General features: G+C 69.3%; 14 protein-coding genes and 4 pseudogenes. 10 read left to right on the forward strand and 8 right to left on the reverse strand.

Features of this window, described 5'->3' with window-relative positions; translation table 11 throughout:
* Positions 1-17: 17 nt before the first annotated feature.
* Positions 18-1,391 (reverse strand): L-serine ammonia-lyase, encoded by a 1,374-nt coding sequence (locus tag RUTHE_RS12015; RefSeq protein ID WP_021098699.1) that lies wholly within the window; start codon positions 1,389-1,391, stop codon positions 18-20.
* Between the two features lie 167 nt (positions 1,392-1,558).
* On the opposite strand from RUTHE_RS12015, the gene rpiA reads away from it, so the two are divergent.
* Both rpiA and gorA read left to right on the forward strand, forming a co-directional pair.
* Positions 1,559-2,341 (forward strand): ribose-5-phosphate isomerase RpiA, encoded by a 783-nt coding sequence (gene rpiA / locus RUTHE_RS12020; protein WP_021098700.1) that lies wholly within the window; start codon positions 1,559-1,561, stop codon positions 2,339-2,341.
* 5 nt (positions 2,342-2,346) lie between these two features.
* Positions 2,347-3,762, forward strand: coding sequence for a glutathione-disulfide reductase (gene gorA / locus RUTHE_RS12025; protein WP_021098701.1), 1,416 nt, complete (start codon positions 2,347-2,349; stop codon positions 3,760-3,762).
* A 6-nt stretch (positions 3,763-3,768) separates the two neighbouring features.
* Here gorA and RUTHE_RS12030 read toward each other — a convergent pair whose 3' ends face one another.
* From RUTHE_RS12030 to lgt, 5 genes are all read right to left on the reverse strand, one after another.
* Positions 3,769-4,524 (reverse strand): Hint domain-containing protein, encoded by a 756-nt coding sequence (locus tag RUTHE_RS12030; protein WP_021098702.1) that lies wholly within the window; start codon positions 4,522-4,524, stop codon positions 3,769-3,771.
* A 36-nt stretch (positions 4,525-4,560) separates the two neighbouring features.
* Positions 4,561-4,755 carry a hypothetical protein gene (locus tag RUTHE_RS12035; protein WP_021098703.1) on the reverse strand — a complete coding sequence of 65 codons (195 nt, stop codon included), beginning with the start codon at positions 4,753-4,755 and terminating at the stop codon, positions 4,561-4,563.
* 127 nt (positions 4,756-4,882) lie between these two features.
* Positions 4,883-5,638 carry a peptidoglycan editing factor PgeF gene (gene pgeF / locus RUTHE_RS12040; RefSeq protein ID WP_021098704.1) on the reverse strand — a complete coding sequence of 252 codons (756 nt, stop codon included), beginning with the start codon at positions 5,636-5,638 and terminating at the stop codon, positions 4,883-4,885.
* Entirely contained in the window at positions 5,638-6,696 is a 1,059-nt protein-coding gene (locus RUTHE_RS12045; RefSeq protein ID WP_021098705.1) for a class I SAM-dependent methyltransferase, read from the reverse strand. Before RUTHE_RS12045 ends, pgeF begins: the two co-directional genes overlap by 1 nt.
* Positions 6,693-7,586 (reverse strand): prolipoprotein diacylglyceryl transferase, encoded by an 894-nt coding sequence (lgt, locus tag RUTHE_RS12050; RefSeq protein WP_021098706.1) that lies wholly within the window; start codon positions 7,584-7,586, stop codon positions 6,693-6,695. The genes RUTHE_RS12045 and lgt overlap by 4 nt, the downstream gene beginning before the upstream one ends.
* A 94-nt stretch (positions 7,587-7,680) precedes the next feature.
* On the opposite strand from lgt, the pseudogene RUTHE_RS12055 reads away from it, so the two are divergent.
* From RUTHE_RS12055 to RUTHE_RS12075, 5 genes and pseudogenes are all read left to right on the forward strand, one after another.
* Positions 7,681-7,917: pseudogene (locus RUTHE_RS12055) on the forward strand (accessory factor UbiK family protein); the annotation flags it as partial.
* A 281-nt stretch (positions 7,918-8,198) separates the two neighbouring features.
* Positions 8,199-8,702, forward strand: coding sequence for a type III secretion system chaperone family protein (locus RUTHE_RS12060; RefSeq protein WP_021098708.1), 504 nt, complete (start codon positions 8,199-8,201; stop codon positions 8,700-8,702).
* Between the two features lie 66 nt (positions 8,703-8,768).
* A complete protein-coding gene (gene proC / locus RUTHE_RS12065) occupies positions 8,769-9,575 on the forward strand; it encodes a pyrroline-5-carboxylate reductase (protein WP_021098709.1) in 807 nt (268 codons plus the stop codon).
* A complete protein-coding gene (locus RUTHE_RS12070; RefSeq protein WP_021098710.1) occupies positions 9,572-9,907 on the forward strand; it encodes a tRNA-binding protein in 336 nt (111 codons plus the stop codon). The genes proC and RUTHE_RS12070 overlap by 4 nt, the downstream gene beginning before the upstream one ends.
* Positions 9,904-10,852, forward strand: a pseudogene (locus tag RUTHE_RS12075) (2-hydroxyacid dehydrogenase). Before RUTHE_RS12070 ends, RUTHE_RS12075 begins: the two are co-directional and overlap by 4 nt.
* Before the next feature lie 6 nt (positions 10,853-10,858).
* Here RUTHE_RS12075 and RUTHE_RS12080 read toward each other — a convergent pair.
* Entirely contained in the window at positions 10,859-11,440 is a 582-nt protein-coding gene (locus RUTHE_RS12080) for a thymidine kinase (RefSeq protein ID WP_021098712.1), read from the reverse strand.
* 326 nt (positions 11,441-11,766) lie between these two features.
* Positions 11,767-12,875: pseudogene (locus tag RUTHE_RS12085) on the reverse strand (Ppx/GppA phosphatase family protein).
* A gap of 180 nt (positions 12,876-13,055) precedes the next feature.
* On the opposite strand from RUTHE_RS12085, the gene RUTHE_RS12090 reads away from it, so the two are divergent.
* The 3 genes and pseudogenes from RUTHE_RS12090 to RUTHE_RS12100 all read left to right on the forward strand — a co-directional run bounded on the left by RUTHE_RS12090 (position 13,056) and on the right by RUTHE_RS12100 (position 15,365).
* Positions 13,056-13,352 (forward strand): virulence factor, encoded by a 297-nt coding sequence (locus RUTHE_RS12090; protein ID WP_021098715.1) that lies wholly within the window; start codon positions 13,056-13,058, stop codon positions 13,350-13,352.
* 36 nt (positions 13,353-13,388) lie between these two features.
* A complete protein-coding gene (locus RUTHE_RS12095) occupies positions 13,389-14,312 on the forward strand; it encodes a methylenetetrahydrofolate reductase (protein WP_021098716.1) in 924 nt (307 codons plus the stop codon).
* 4 nt (positions 14,313-14,316) lie between these two features.
* Positions 14,317-15,365 (forward strand): annotated as a pseudogene (locus RUTHE_RS12100) (methyltetrahydrofolate cobalamin methyltransferase).
* Positions 15,366-15,410 lie beyond the last annotated feature (45 nt).

Below are 15,410 nucleotides of genomic sequence, written 5' to 3' on the forward strand. Positions count from 1 at the left end.
CTGCCATCGCGGGCCAATCAGCAGTTCGGCACGTTGACGGCAAGCCCGCCGAGCGAGGTTTCCTTGTATTTTTCATGCATGTCCTGGCCAGTCTGGCGCATCGTCTCGATGGCGGCATCGAGAGGAACGAAATGCGTGCCATCCCCCCGCAGCGCAAGGGAAGCCGCAGAGACGGCCTTGATCGCCCCGAGGCCGTTCCGCTCGATGCAGGGCACCTGCACGAGGCCCTTCACCGGGTCGCAGGTCATGCCAAGATGATGCTCGAGCGCGATCTCGGCGGCATTCTCCACCTGCATGGGCGTGCCCCCCATGACCGCGCAAAGCCCGGCCGCGGCCATGGCGGAGGCCGATCCGACCTCGGCCTGGCAGCCGCATTCGGCCCCGGAGATGGAGGCGTTGTACTTGATCAGACCGCCGATCGCGGCCGCCGTCAGCAGGAATTCCCCCACCCGCGAGGCCGTGGCGCCGGGAACATGATCGAGCCAGTAGCGGATCACGGCGGGCACCACGCCGGCGGCGCCATTGGTCGGCGCGGTGACGACCTGCCCGCCGCTGGCGTTCTCCTCGTTGACGGCCATCGCATAGGCCGACATCCAGTCGTTGATCGTGTGGGGCGCGGTCAGGTTCAGGCCCCGTTCGGCCAGCAGGGAACGGTGGATCGCCGCGGCGCGGCGCCTCACCTTCAGGCCGCCGGGCAGGATTCCCTCGGTCGAGAGGCCGCGTTCGATGCAGGCATTCATCACCTCCCAGATGCGGGCAAGGCCCCGGTCGAGGCTGGCCGCATCCCGGCGGGTCAGTTCGTTGGCGCGCTTCATCTGCGCGATCGAGAGGCCTGATTCGCGCGCCATCCGCAGCATGCTTTCTGCACTGTCGAAGGGATAGGGAACGGGGGGCCCCTCATCGGCTGAGCGGCCCCGGGCCAGTTCGGCCGCGGTGAGGACAAAGCCGCCGCCGATCGAATAATAGGTCTCCTCGACAAGGACATCGCCCTGGGCATCGGTGGCCCGCAGGATCAGCCCGTTGGCATGGCCGGGCAGGGCGGGGCCGTAGTCGAAGCGGAGATCGGTCGCCGGATCGAAGCGCAGCGGCGGCAGTCCTGCGGGACGGACCAGCCGTTCCTCGCGGATGCGGGTCAGCGCGGCCTCGGCCGCGTCGGCATCGTAGGATTCGGGCAGGAACCCCTCGAGCCCGAGAATCACCGCGCGATCCGTGGCATGGCCGACGCCGGTGAAGGCCAGAGAGCCGTGCAGCGAGGCGCGCAGCCCGGCCACGCGGAACGGTTGCGCGCGCAGCAGATCCAGAAAGCGGCCGGCAGCAACCATCGGCCCCATCGTGTGCGAGGAGGACGGACCGATGCCGATCTTGAACATGTCGAAGACGGACAGGAACATCGCCACAGACTCCGGAGGGGATCGGGTGCATCATAGGCACGGTCACCGGGAAACGGCGCATGCCCGCGTCCCCTTGGCCTGCAAAAGCGGCATCGCCCCCTGCGGGACTCGCCCCCGGCGGGAAGCTGGCCTATAGCCTTGGGCTGTCCCCCGACCGGAGGCCCGCGATGACCCTGACCCCTCTCGACCGTGCCAAGTGCGCCGCAGCCTGCCGTGCCGCCGATTTCGTGGAAGGAGGCATGAAGGTCGGGCTCGGGACCGGCTCCACAGCCGCCTTCCTGATCCGCCGCCTGGGCGAGCGATGGCGCGAGGAGGGATTGCGCTTCCGGGGCGTGCCGACCTCGACGCGCACGGCGGATCTGGCCCGCGAGGAAGGAATCGAGGTGATCTCCCTCGAGGAGGCCCGCTGGCTCGACCTGACCATCGACGGGGCCGACGAGGTGGATGGCTCGCTCAACCTGATCAAGGGCGGCGGCGGGGCGCTCCTGCAGGAAAAGATCGTCGCCACGGCCTCGGACCGCATGGTGGTCATCGCCGATGCAGGCAAGCGCGTGGAGACGCTGGGCGCCTTCCCGCTGCCCGTGGAGGTGGTGCCCTTCGGATGGACAGCCACGCGTGCCCTGATCGAGGAAGTGCTGGTCGGGATGGATGTGCTGGGACGGACGACCAGCCTGCGCATGAATGGCGACATGCCCTTCGTCACCGACGAAGGGCACTACATCATCGACCTGCATCTGAACCGGATCGGCAACGCCCGTCAGCTCTCGCTGGTGCTGAACCAGATCCCCGGCGTGGTGGAGAACGGGCTGTTCCTCGATATCTGCGACACGCTTGTGATGGGACATGGCGACGGGCGCGTGGAGGTGCATGACCTCGCCTCCGGCGGGACCGAGGAAACACGCGTGGACCTCGCCGAGGGCGACAACGTCTTCACCGACATTGCGGATTGACGGCCATGGCCTTCGACCTCGATCTCTTCGTGATCGGCGGCGGCTCGGGCGGGGTGCGCGCCGCGCGCATGGCGGCGCAGACCGGCGCGCGCGTCGCCCTGGCCGAATCGAGCCGCCTGGGCGGTACCTGCGTCATCCGCGGCTGCGTGCCCAAGAAGCTGATGGTCTTCGCCTCCCAGTTCGAGGAGATGCTGGATCTTGCGCCTGAATACGGCTGGGCGCTCGAGGGGGAACCGCGCTTTGACTGGGCACGCTTCCGCGACCGCCTCCAGCGCGAGCTGGACCGCCTCGAGGGGGTCTATGGACGCCTCCTCGAGACGGCGGGCGTGACCGTCCATCACCAGAGGGCGGCCATCGAGGACCCCCATACGGTGCAGCTCGCGGATGGCACGAGGCTGAGTGCGCGCCACATCCTTGTCGCGACAGGCGGAAGGCCCGCACGGCCGGCACTGCGGGGGGCCGCGCTCGGCCTCGTCTCGGACGACATGTTCGGCCTCGAGACATTGCCGCGGTCGTTGCTCATCGTCGGCGGCGGCTACATCGCCTGCGAGATGGCCGCCATCTTCAACGGCATGGGCGTGGCCGTGACGCAGTTCTACCGCGGCGCCCAGATCCTGCGCGGCTTCGACGACGAAGCCCGGGGCCTTGTCGCCGAGGCGCTGAAGGCACGCGGGATCGACCTGCATGTGGGGACGGATCTGATCTGCCTCGGCCATCCCGAGGAGGATTTCGACCTGCCGGCAGGCGAGATCTCTCCCGAACCTGCCTCCCGCCCCCGGGGCCCCGTCAAGGTCAAGGCGACCAACGGCACCGAACGGGTCTTCGACGCGGTGCTCTTCGCCACCGGACGGTCACCGAATACCGAGGGGCTGGGTCTCGAACGCCTCGGCGTGAAGCTGGGACGGCGCGGACATGTCGAGGTGGATGCCTATTCGCAGACGGCCGTGCCCTCGATCTATGCCCTCGGCGATGTGACGGACCGGCCCCAGCTTACTCCGGTGGCGATCCGCGACGCCATGGCCTTTGTCGAGACGGTGTTCCGTGGCAATCCGACGCCGGTGGACCATGCCCTCGTGCCCTCGGCTGTCTTCACCCAGCCCGAACTGGGGACGCTGGGTCTGACCGAGGAGCAGGCCCGCGAACAGGAACCGATCGACGTCTATGCGACATCCTTCCGTCCCATGCGCACGGCCTTTGCCGGACGGCCCGACCGCGTGCTCATGAAGCTTGTGGTCAGCCGCCGGACGCGCAGGGTGCTGGGCATCCATATCGTGGCCCCGGAGGCAGGAGAGATGATCCAGCTTGCCGCCATCGCCATGGGCATGGGCGCCACCAAGGAGGACTTCGACCGCACGCTGGCTGTCCACCCGACCATGGCGGAGGAGATCGTCCTGCTGCGCGAGCCCGTGCGGAGAAGCTGAGCCGTTTCAGGCCGCATCGAACAGGTCGAGATCCTTCAGCCGCAGGCGCGGCAGTTCGACCTCGCCGAAATCGGTAAGCGTCAGTCGGCCGGGAAAACAGGACAGATAGAGATCCAGCAGATCGCCCCGGAGCGGGGTGGCATGGGCCGGACCGGGATGGAAGCTCTCCACCTCGACGCCATTGGCGAGCAGACGTTCCTGCCGCTCGAGGCCAAGATGGAAGACCTGAACGGGTGCCGGTGGCGTGATGACGACAATCCCGTCGTCATCGACGAAGTCGGCCGCAGGAATGGCGGCCATCTCGCGCCCGGTCAGCATGCGGATGCCGGGATGGCGGTGAACCAGACGGGCATGCGGGCCGAGCACGAGATCCTGTTCGGGCCGCGCCACGCCCAGCGCATCGGCCGCGATGCGGATGAGGCGGGTCATCGCCGGATCCTGCCCAGGCCCCTGGGGGACGATCATCGTCGCGCCCCGCCAGACCAGACGCCGCATCGTCCCGTCTGCGGTTCGCAGCATGTCCCCCGGCCAGAGATCCTCCACCGCGACGGGGCCCCGCGCCGTCGGAATCAGCGTGCCGCGGGCAAAGGCGGCAAAGGCTTCGTCAAAGGGGGGAATGGCCGGAACCAGCCGGACCGTCTCCTCCGGGTTGCCGCCCGGTGCAAGCCAGGCAATCTCGACCCGGCGCAGGGGAGGGGCGGGTCGGCGCGGGGGCACTGCGATCGGGGCATGCAGCGCGACGGCGGGGTCGTGTCGGGTCATGGCTGCACCAGATCGGGTCTGCGAGGCCAGGGCACCTCAGGAGGCGCGGCGGATCGGGACGGGGACGAGGGCCGGCTCCGGCATGGCGGAGAGGGACAGCGGACCTGCCTGCGTGGCGGCGCGTCTGGCGATCATGGCGGCGCGGCGCAGGCCCCGTTCCCAGGGCAGACGGATGCGGCACAGCGCGGCAGCCTCGAGGGCCGAGCGGATCCAGCGGGGGGGATGGCGCATGATCTCGTCCTTCTGTGACGGATCCGACTCGCACGGATCCAGCCCCCCCACAGTGAAGGCCGATCGCGTCGGCATTCTGACGCCAAAGGGATGAAGATGGGATTTCCGCGGCCCCCTGCTGCCGCAATCAGAGCCGGATCGCGGCAATCAGGCGGCCGTAATCGGCCTCGCGCCCCTGAACGGAGCGGCGATAGCTGTAGAAGCGCGCGGGATCGGAATAGGTGCAGTGGCGCGTCCATTCGGCCTCGGCCACGCCGGCACGACGCAGCCGCCACAGGCCGTAACCCGGCAGATCGAACTGGAGACGGTCGCCTGCCCCCTGGGCGAAGAATCGCGCCGCCCCCGCCTCATCGGCCAGGACCTCGTCCATCAGTTCGGGGCCGACCTCATAGGCACGCTGGCTGATCGTGGGGCCGATCACGGCACGGATCCGCCCGCGAACGGCCCCCTGGGATTCCATGGCCTCGATCGTCGCCTCGAGGATGCCGGCCAGCGTGCCGCGCCAGCCGGCATGGGCCGCCCCGATCACGCCGGCCTCATGATCGGCCAAAAGGACCGGCTGGCAGTCGGCGGTCAGCACCGTGAGCACGAGACCCGGCACCCGCGTGACAAGGGCATCGGCGCGGGGACGGGGGAGAGAGGGCAGGCCATCCACGACGATCACATCCGCGGAATGGACCTGATGCACCCCGACCAGCGCTTCGGGCGCCACATCCATCGCCTGTGCCACGCGGGCGCGGTTGATGCCCACGGCCTCGGCCTGATCGGTGGAGCCGGGCCCGCAGTTGAGCCCTGCGAACACACCGGAAGAGGCTCCGCCCCCCCGGCCGAAGAAGCCGTGCCGGAGCGGTTCGAGAAGGGGGGAGGTGATGATGTCGAGCATCACGGGACAAGACCGGGTGGCGGAGGAGCAGAGACAGGGTGAAGGCCCATGACCTTGAACAGCGTTCCCATTTCCTCGGGCGCGGTCAAGCGGTGGAGGGCGGCCTGATGGCTCTCGAGCGCCGGGCCCGAAAGGCGGCGGGCCAGGACGGCGGCGCGCTGGAGGATTCCCAGGCGTTGCAGGACCACCCCCTGCGGCACCGGTCCGGTGGCACAGGCCGGGGCGGCCGCCTCGGCCACGGCGGCAAAGTCCACATGCGCGGTCAGATCCGCCTCGCCCGGCGTGGCAAGCGGATCGACCCTTCTGTGCCGCGCGACCGCCTGAAGCGTGTCGCCCAAGGGGCGGCTGTCGCCATAGTCCACGATCAGGGCCGCACCCCCATGCGCCGCGATCCGTCGGCCGATCTCGGCCACGATGCCGGGCAGGGCGGGGCAGAGCTCCACCATGTCGCCGTCCTCCGTGTCGGCAAGACGCGCTGCCAGGGCAGGGACCGGGACGGGCGGCATCAGCCCCCAGGTCAGCCGGCCATCCTGCAGGCCGACGACCCGTTCGGCCCAGCCCCCTCCCTTGCGGACGAACTGGCGGATCGGCAGGGCATCGAGGAATTCGTTCGCCAGCAGCAGCAGGGGCCCTTCGGGCAGATCCTCCAGGCGGTCATGCCATCGGGCCTGCGGAACGCGGCGGGCCTGCAGCGCGCGCAGCACCGGCGAGGCCTCGACCAGATGGACCGAGAGCGCGGCATGCAGGCCGGGGACATGCGCGGTGGCGCGCAGCACATCGGCCATCAGCGTGCCCCGGCCCGGCCCCAGTTCGGCCAGGATCACCGGGGCCGGCGCCCCCTGATCGAGCCAGGCCTGCGCCAGGGCCAGCCCCAGCAGCTCGCCGAACATCTGGCTGATCTCGGGGGCGGTGGTGAAATCGCCGCCCGCCCCCAGCGGATCGCGCGTGACGTAATAGCCATGGCGCGGATGCAGCAGGCATTCGGCCATGTAGTCGGCGACGGTCAGGGGGCCGCCTTCGGCGATGCGCGCCGCGATCAGACCGGCGAGCGGCGTCACGCCGGTGCGACCCGGCCGCTGCGGCGCACCCGCAGCACAAGGATGAGCCCCGCTGCGATCAGCGGCAGCGTCAGCACCTGCCCCATCGTCAGGCCCCAGCCGTTCCAGTGCAGCGCCAGACCCAGCGGATTGCCGGGTGAGACGAACTGCGCATCCGGCTGGCGGACGAATTCGACAAGAAAGCGCGAGACTCCGTAGCCGAGCAGGAAAGTGCCGCAGAGCAGCCAGCGATGCCGCAGGGCCCCCCAGCGGAAGGCCATGAGGATCAGCAGCAGCCCCAGCAGCAGTCCTTCGAGTCCCGCTTCGTAGAGCTGGGAGGGATGGCGGAAGCAGATCCCCTCGATTCCGGGGCAGTTTTGCGCGGCCTCTCCGGGAAAGGCCACGCCCCAGGGCAGTGTCGTGGGCCGGCCCCAGAGCTCGGCATTGACGAAGTTGGCGATGCGCCCCAGCAGGATCGCCGGCGGAGAGGCAAGCGCGATCGTGTCCGCCACCCCGCCGAGAGGCAGGCCATGATGGCGCGCAAAGAGCAGGATCGCGAGGCAGACGCCGAGAAAGCCGCCATGAAAGGACATCCCCCCCTGCCAGATGGCGGGGATCTCCCAGGGATGATCCAGATAGTAACCGGGCTGATAGAACAGCACATAGCCGAGCCGCCCCCCGGCGATGATGCCGAGGATGATCCAGGTCAGCAGCGCCTCGAGCTGGGCCGGCGTCATGGCCGGGCTGCCACGCCAGAGGGCGGGGCGCCGCAGCGCGGCCACAGACAGCCGCCAGCCCAGCAGGATCCCGACGATATAGGCCAGCGCATACCAGCGCAGCGCGATATGGACCCCGAACAGGTCGAAGGCGAAGGCTTCGGGAGAGATGTCGGGAAAGGGCAGGCCGGTCATGGTGCTTCCCTGCCGGGGCTGCCGAGGGGTGTCAACCTTGTCCCCGTCCCCTCCGTCCCCCATATGCCCCCGCACAGATGCCGGAGATGGGCCCATGCACAGCCGCAACAAGATCCTCGACGACCTCGCGCAGCTCATGACCAATGCCATGGGCGTGGCACAAGGCGCGCGGGAGGAGGCGCAGAATGCGCTCAAGGGCCTTGTGGATCGCCTGCTGGCCGATCGCGATCTCGTGACGCGCGAGGAATTCGAGGCCGTGCGCGCCATGGCGCAGAAGGCCCGCGAGGAGAATGACGCGCTGGCGGTCCGTCTTGCGGCGCTGGAAGGCCGGATCGCCGCCGCTGGCCAGCCGGGGGACGGAGGGCAGTCCGCCATCGGGGGCGCAGGACCGGGGGATGCCGGCCCGGAGGCAGAGAGCCGGACCGGCGGAGCGTGACCGCCGCTCCCTGTGCCGCGAGGACGCGACAGCCTCCGCAAGAATCCGCTTTAACTTGCCCTCTTCAGGGGGCACCATGTCCTCGGGAGCGGCCGGAACCCGGCCCTCCCTGCGAGCAGGCGACGTGCCCGGGGGGCCGGCGCGGCCCCCCGTGGCGCCAACAAGGGGCCCGTGCCATGACGAACAGCGAGATCTTCCTCGATGACGGCGACATCCACCCCATCGACGTGGTGGAAACGGTCGCCACCCACTATGAGTGGGAGTTCGACCGCGTGGCCGACAACCAGATCACCATGACGCTCGAGGGGATCTGGCGTCCCTATGCGCTGACGCTGGCCTGGAACCCGTCGGACGAGACGCTGCGCCTGATCGCCACCTGCGAGCTCGACCCGCCGGCCGACCGGATGGCCGTGTTTTACGATCTGCTGAACCGGATGAACGACCTGTGCTGGGCCGGCGGCTTTACCTGGTGGGAAGAGGAGAAGCTGCTGGTGTTCCGCTACGGGCTCGTGCTCGCAGGGGATCAGGTTGCCGTGCCGGAACAGATCGACACCATGATCCGGGCCGCCATGTTGTCCTTCGACCGCTTCTATCCGGCGGTGCAGCTTGCCGTCCATGGCGGCAGGGGTGCGAAGGACGCGATGGAGGTGGCCATCGCCGAGGCCTATGGCCGCGCCTGACCGGATCGCTTGAAGCCTCGATCCCGTCCTCTTAGGGTCTTCCGGCAGCGGAGAACGGGGGACGGGATGGAGCTGGACGATGTGGCGGCAAGGGGGCTGGTGCTCCTCGGCTGCGGCAGGATGGGCACGGCGCTGCTGCGGGGCTGGCTTGCGGGTGGGCTGCCGGCGACGGCCGTCCATGTCCTGGAGCCGCGCCCCTCGGACTGGCTGTCGGGATGCGGCGTGGCGGTGAACGCCCCGATGCCGGAGGCGCCCGCCGTCGCCGTCATCGCGGTCAAGCCCCAGGTCATGGACGAGGCCCTGCCCACCCTGTCGCGCCTTGGCGGAGGGCGCACGCTGATCCTGTCCATCGCGGCCGGCACGCCGCTGGCCTCCTTCGAGGCCAGGCTGGGGACAGGCACGCCCGTCATCCGCGCGATGCCCAACACGCCCGCCGCCGTGGGCTGCGGAATCAGCGCCCTCATCGGCAATGCCGCTGCAACGGACCGCCATCTCGCCCTCGCCGAAAGGCTGATGGCCGCGGTGGGCGAGGTCGTCCGCCTCGGATCCGAGGCACAGATGGATGCGGTGACCGCGGTGTCCGGCTCCGGACCGGCCTATGTCTTCCACCTCATCGAGGCGCTGGCTGCTGCCGCAGAGGCAGAAGGGCTGCCGCCGGATCTCGCCCTCCGGCTGGCGCGGGCCACGGTGGCGGGGGCGGGGACGCTTGCCCGGCAGACGGGTGAGGACCCGGCCCGGCTGCGTCGTGACGTCACCTCGCCGGGTGGCACCACACAGGCAGGGTTGGAGGTGCTGATGGCAGAGCTGCCGGATCTGATGCGCCGCACGGTCGCCGCTGCGGCGGCCCGCAGCCGGGAGCTGGGACGCGCATGACCATCGCCTTCGACGACTTCCTCAAGGTCGATATCCGCGTGGGCCGCGTGATCCGCGCCGAACCCTATCCGGAGGCCCGCAAGCCCGCCATCAAGCTGTGGATCGACTTCGGCCCGGAGATCGGGGAGAGGCAGTCCTCCGCCCAGCTCACGGTCCATTACCGGCCCGAGGAGCTGATCGGGCGCCAGGTCCTCGCCGTGGTCAACTTTCCGCCCCGCCAGATCGGCCGCTTCCGCTCCGAGGTGCTGGTTCTGGGCGTGCCGGATGCCGATGGCGCGGTCGTCCTGATCGCCCCGGACCGCGACGTGCCCGAAGGGGGAAGACTGCATTGAGGCTGCTTGTCACCCGCCGGCTGCCCGAGGCGAACCGCGCCTTCGCCGCAAGCCGGTTCGAGACGGTCTTCCGCGATGGCGCCTCGGGCCTCAGCCCCGGGGAGGCCGCGCAGGCGCTGCATGACTATGACGCGATCCTGCCGACGCTGGGCGACGCCTTCCCCGCGAGCGTCTTTGCCGGGGGACCGTTCCGCTGCCGCATCCTGGCCAATTTCGGGGTCGGCGTGAACCATATCGACGTGGCGGCGGCGCGGGCGGCCGGGATCGCGGTGACCAACACACCGGGTGCCGTCACGGACGCAACCGCCGACATCGCCATCGCCCTGATCCTGATGACGGCCCGGCGCCTGGGCGAGGGAGAGCGGCTGCTGCGCGCCGGGCGCTGGACCGGCTGGGAGCCGACCCAGATGCTCGGCACCCAGTGTCACGGGCATGACGCTCGGCATCGTCGGCATGGGACGGATCGGGCAGGCCGTCGCCCGGCGGGGGCATTTCGGCTTCGGGATGAAGGTGCTCTATTACAACCGCTCGCCCCGGGCGGTGGATCTGCCCGCGCGACCGGTGGACCGGCTGTGCGATCTGATGGCGGCGGCCGATGCCGTGGTGCTCTGCGTGCCGGGAGGGGCAGGAACGCAGGGGCTGATCGGGGCCGCCGAACTGGCCGCCATGAAGCCCACGGCCTTTCTCATCAATGTCGCCCGCGGCGATGTGGTGGACGAAGAGGCCCTGATCGCCGCCCTGGAAGCGGGACGGATCGCGGGGGCGGGCCTCGATGTCCATCCGCGCGAACCCGAGGTATCGCCCCGGCTCTGCGCGATGGAGAATGTCGTCCTGCTGCCGCATCTGGGCACGGCGACGCACAGCGTGCGCGAGGCGATGGGGCGGATGGCGCTCGACAACCTGGTCGCCTTTGCCGAGGGGCGGGCGCTGCCCAATCCGGTCTGAGCCCGGCTAGCGGTCGCCCATGGCCTCGCGCCAGTGGCGGCGGCAGAGCGATTCGTAGCGCTCGTTGCCGCCGATCTCCACCTGGGCCCCCTCGCGCAGGACGGCGCCTGTGGCATCGCGCCGCACGACCATCGTCGCCTTGCGCCCGCAATGACAGATCGTGCGCACCTCGCGCATCTCGTCGGCGAGGGCCAGCAGGGCCGCCGATCCGGGAAACAGCTCGCCCCGGAAATCCACCCGCAGGCCGAAGGCCATGACCGGCACGCCCAGATCGTCCACCACCCGGGCAAGCTGCCACACCTGGGCGGGGCTGAGGAACTGCGCCTCGTCCACGAAGACGCAGGCACAGGGCCCGCGGGCCAGACGGTCGCGGATGCGAACAAACAGATCGTCACCCGCATCATAGGTGTCCGCAGGCGCATCGATCCCGATCCGCGAATGGATCCTGCCCTCGCCCGCCCGCGTGTCGAGCCGCGCCGTCAGCAGATAGGTCTGCATCCCGCGCTCGTTGTAGTTGTAGGATGCCTGCAGAAGCACGGTGCTCTTGCCGGCATTCATGGTCGAATACATGAAATGGAGCTTGGCCATGCCGAGGGGGTAGAGGCCCTGGAAGGGCGGTGCAACGGGTCTGCTGTCCTGTCTTCCTGTTCTCTCTGTCCTTCTCCTGGGGATCGTTCCCTGCCGGATTCCCCCACCCGGACGGAGCGGGTGCGGATGGATCCCGGATGGTTCTGGTTGTGCGGTTCGGGGTCTCCTTCTCGCGGGTTGCGGCTGTGACGGGGTCCGTTCTCGCAGGAAAAGGTTAACAGATGGTTCGCGCAACGCGCGCTCTTCCCCCGATTCGCGCAACACCCCCGGGGGGAGCCGGCCCCGGCGGCCCCGGTCGCCGCCCGCCCTGTCAGCCGCCCGCCCTGTCAGAGGACATCCTCCAGCACGCCATCGGCGCACATCTGCGCATAGAGAAGCCCCTCTCGCAGGCCGCGATCGGCGACCGAGAGCCGGTCCGTCGGCCACAGCCGCATGAGGGCCTGAAGGATGGCGGCGCCGGACATGATCAGCTCGTGACGGTCCTTGCCGATGCGCGGATCCTTGCGCCGTCCTTCCGGGCCGAGGGCGAGATAATCCTTCACGACGGCGTCGATCTGATCCGACGTCATGCGCAGCCCGTCCACCTTGGAACGGTCGTAGCGCCGCAGGCCGAGATGGGATGCGGCGACCGTGGTCACAGTCCCCGACGTGCCGATGATCTGGAACCCCTCGCGCGACTGTTCGATGCCGAAGGGGCGAAGCTGGCAAGATTTTCCTCGAAATACCAGGACATGAGGGCATAGCGTGCGGCATCGTCGGCGACGTCCGCGAACTGGTCGCGCAGCGTGGCCACGCCGAGCGGCACGCTGATCCAGTCCACCACGCGTGCCACCGGAAAGGGGCCGGGATCCTGCCGGAAGCCCGCATGCAGGCGCATGATCGCGCGTGGGCGATCGCGCCGCGGCACGGCGGTCAGGTCGATCCAGACAAGCTCGGTGCTGCCCCCGCCGATATCCACCACGAGCAGCTGTTCGGTCCGCGTGCTGACCAGCGGCGCGCAGGAGATGACGGCCAGGCGGGCCTCCTCCTCGGGCTGGATGATCTCGAGGGCAAGGCCCGTTTCGCGGCGGATCTGATCGAGGAACTGCGCCCCGTTGCGCGCGCGGCGGCAGGCTTCGGTCGCCACCAGACGCATCCGCCGCACATCGTGGCGCTGAAGCTTCTGACGGCAGATGCGCATCGCGGCAATGGTGCGATCCATGGCGGCACGCGACAGCCGCCCCGTCGCCTCGAGCCCCTGCCCGAGCTGGACGGATTTGGAAAAACTGTCCACGACGTGAAAGCCCGAACCCTTCGGCTGGGCGATCAGCATCCGGCAGCTGTTCGTCCCCAGATCCAGTGCCGCATAGAGCGACGCCGGATCGGGGGCCTTCGGCGCGGGCGACTCGACCGGGACCGGGAATGCGCCCGCGCGGGTGGGACGCCTGGGCGCCATCCGTCGCGCCCTCCGATCTGAACTTGCCCCCAGCCTAGCCCTTCGGCGGTTTCTCGCGCAAGGGTGACGCGATGGATGCGAAGGACGGTCGCTCCCTGTTCGCGTCATGTCGGAATGCGTCCTTGCATGCGTCGCATTCCGGCGTAGAACCCGCTGCGACAAGCCGCAGGATCCGCCCCCATGCCCGAGGTGACCATCGTCTACTGGCGCGACATTCCCGCCCAGGTCATCGTCGGATCGGGGCGGCGCGGGCACAAGGTTCCGCTCTCCGAGCGCTTCGAGCAGGCGATCGACCGCGCTGCCATGAAGGCGGGAGCCCGCGATACCGACAGCTATCTGGCAGAATGGCGCAAGGCCCCGCCCTATGTCGTCGAGGGCGAGCCCGAAGCCGTGGCCCGCGCCGAAGCCGCGCGGATCGAATCGGAATACGATGCCGCGCGCCTGAAGGCGCTGATCGACAACCAGGGCAGGGCCTGAACCCTGTCCGTCCACCGCCATATCCGGGAGGCCCTGATGTCGCTGCTGCCCTTCCTGCGCCGCAAGTCCGAGAGCGCCGCCGCACCGGGCGGGGCCGTTCCCGCCTTCCTGTCGGGCTGGTCGATCGAGGTCATGCCGCGCACCGCCGAGAAGGTGGAGGATTTCCGCGCCATCCTCCCCCCCGGCACCCGCGTCTACATCGCTCATATCGACGGGACCGAGACCGAGGACATGGTGCGCACCGCCGCGCGCATCGCCCGCGAAGGTTTTCCGGTGATGCCGCATGTCCCCGCCCGCTCCATCCCCTCGCGCGAGGCGCTGTTCGATCTCGTGGCGCGCTACCGGGGCGAGGCAGGGGTGGATCAGGCCCTTCTGCTGGCCGGGGGGCGGCGCGAGCCGCTGGGGGATTTCCACTCCTCCATGCAGCTTCTGGAGAGCGGGGCCTTTGACGGGTTCCGCCGTCTCCATGTCGCCGGCCATCCCGAAGGCAATCGCGACATCGATCCCGACGGATCGGACCGCATGGTGATGGAGGCGCTGCGCTGGAAGGCCGCCTTTGCCGAACGCACGGATGCTGCCATGGCCATCACCACGCAGTTCGCCTTCGAGGCCGCACCGGTCATCGCCTGGGCCGAGCGGCTGAAGCGCGAGGGCGTCGGCCTGCCCATCCATCTGGGCATCGCGGGGCCGGCCAAGCTCCAGACCCTGATCAAGTATGCCATCGCCTGCGGCGTGGGGCCGTCGCTCCAGGTGCTTCAGAAGCGGGCCATGGATGTGACCAAGCTCCTGCTGCCCTACGAACCCGACGAGATCGTCGAGGCGGTGGCCGCGCACAAGGCCGCCAACCCCGACTTCGGTATCGCACAGCTCCACATCTTCCCGCTGGGTGGCATCAAGGCCGCCGCCGACTGGGCCAACAAGCGGACGGGCACCACGCTCGCCCCCGCCATCAACGGATGAGAGAATGACCCGCACCATCGTCGAAAGCGCCACGAAGACCGTCATCATCGGCTTCGATCAGCCGTTCTGCGTCATCGGCGAGCGCATCAATCCCACCGGACGCAAGAAGCTTGCCGCCGAGCTGGAGGCCGGGGATTTCTCCACCGTCGAGGCCGATGCCCTGGCCCAGGTCGCCTGCGGGGCCTCGATGCTCGATGTCAATGCCGGGGTGGTCTACAATTCCAACCCCAATCCCAACGAAACCGAACCGCCCCTGATGCGGAAGATGATCGAGCTCGTCCAGAGCCTCGTGGATGTGCCGCTGTGCATCGATTCCTCGGTGCCGGCTGCGCTCGAGGCGGGATTGCAGGTCTGCAAGGGGCGGCCGCTGCTCAATTCCGTCACCGGTGAGGAAGAGCGGCTCGAATTCGTCCTGCCGCTGGCCAAGAAGTACAACGTCCCGGTGGTGGCGATCTCCAACGACGATACCGGGATCAGCGAGGATCCGGATGTGCGCTTCGCCGTCGCCAAGAAGATCGTCGAGCGCGCCGCCGACCACGGCATTCCGGCCCATGACATCGTCGTGGACCCCCTCGTGATGCCGGTGGGGGCTATGGCGACCGCCGGCTTGCAGGTCTTCTCCCTCGTGCGCAGGCTGCGCGAGGAGCTGGGCGTCAACACCACCTGCGGCGCCTCCAACATCAGCTTCGGCCTGCCCAACCGGCACGGGATCAACAACGCCTTCCTGCCGATGGCGATCGCCTCCGGCATGACATCGGCCATCATGAACCCCGTCGCCCTGCCCGTGACGCAGAAGGCCATCGCCGAGAAGCGCGCCGAGGTGGAAGCGGCCGGTGTCATCCTTCCCGAGGGCATGGATGACGAAACCTTCGTGCGCCTGTTCGGCCTGGGCAGCACCCGCCCCGCCCCGGCGGCGAGATGCAGGCCATCCGCGCCGCGAATTTCCTCATGAACAACGATCCCTCGGGCGCCGAATGGATCCGCTTCAACCGTCCCGCGCAGGCCGAAGGCGAGGGCCGCCAGCGCCGCGCCGGCGGACGGCGCCGCGCCTGACCGGAACGGAGATCGCCACGCCCCGCCACGGGCCGCAGCAGGGCG

The organism is Rubellimicrobium thermophilum DSM 16684, from assembly GCF_000442315.1.
Taxonomy (GTDB): Bacteria; Pseudomonadota; Alphaproteobacteria; order Rhodobacterales; family Rhodobacteraceae; genus Rubellimicrobium; species Rubellimicrobium thermophilum.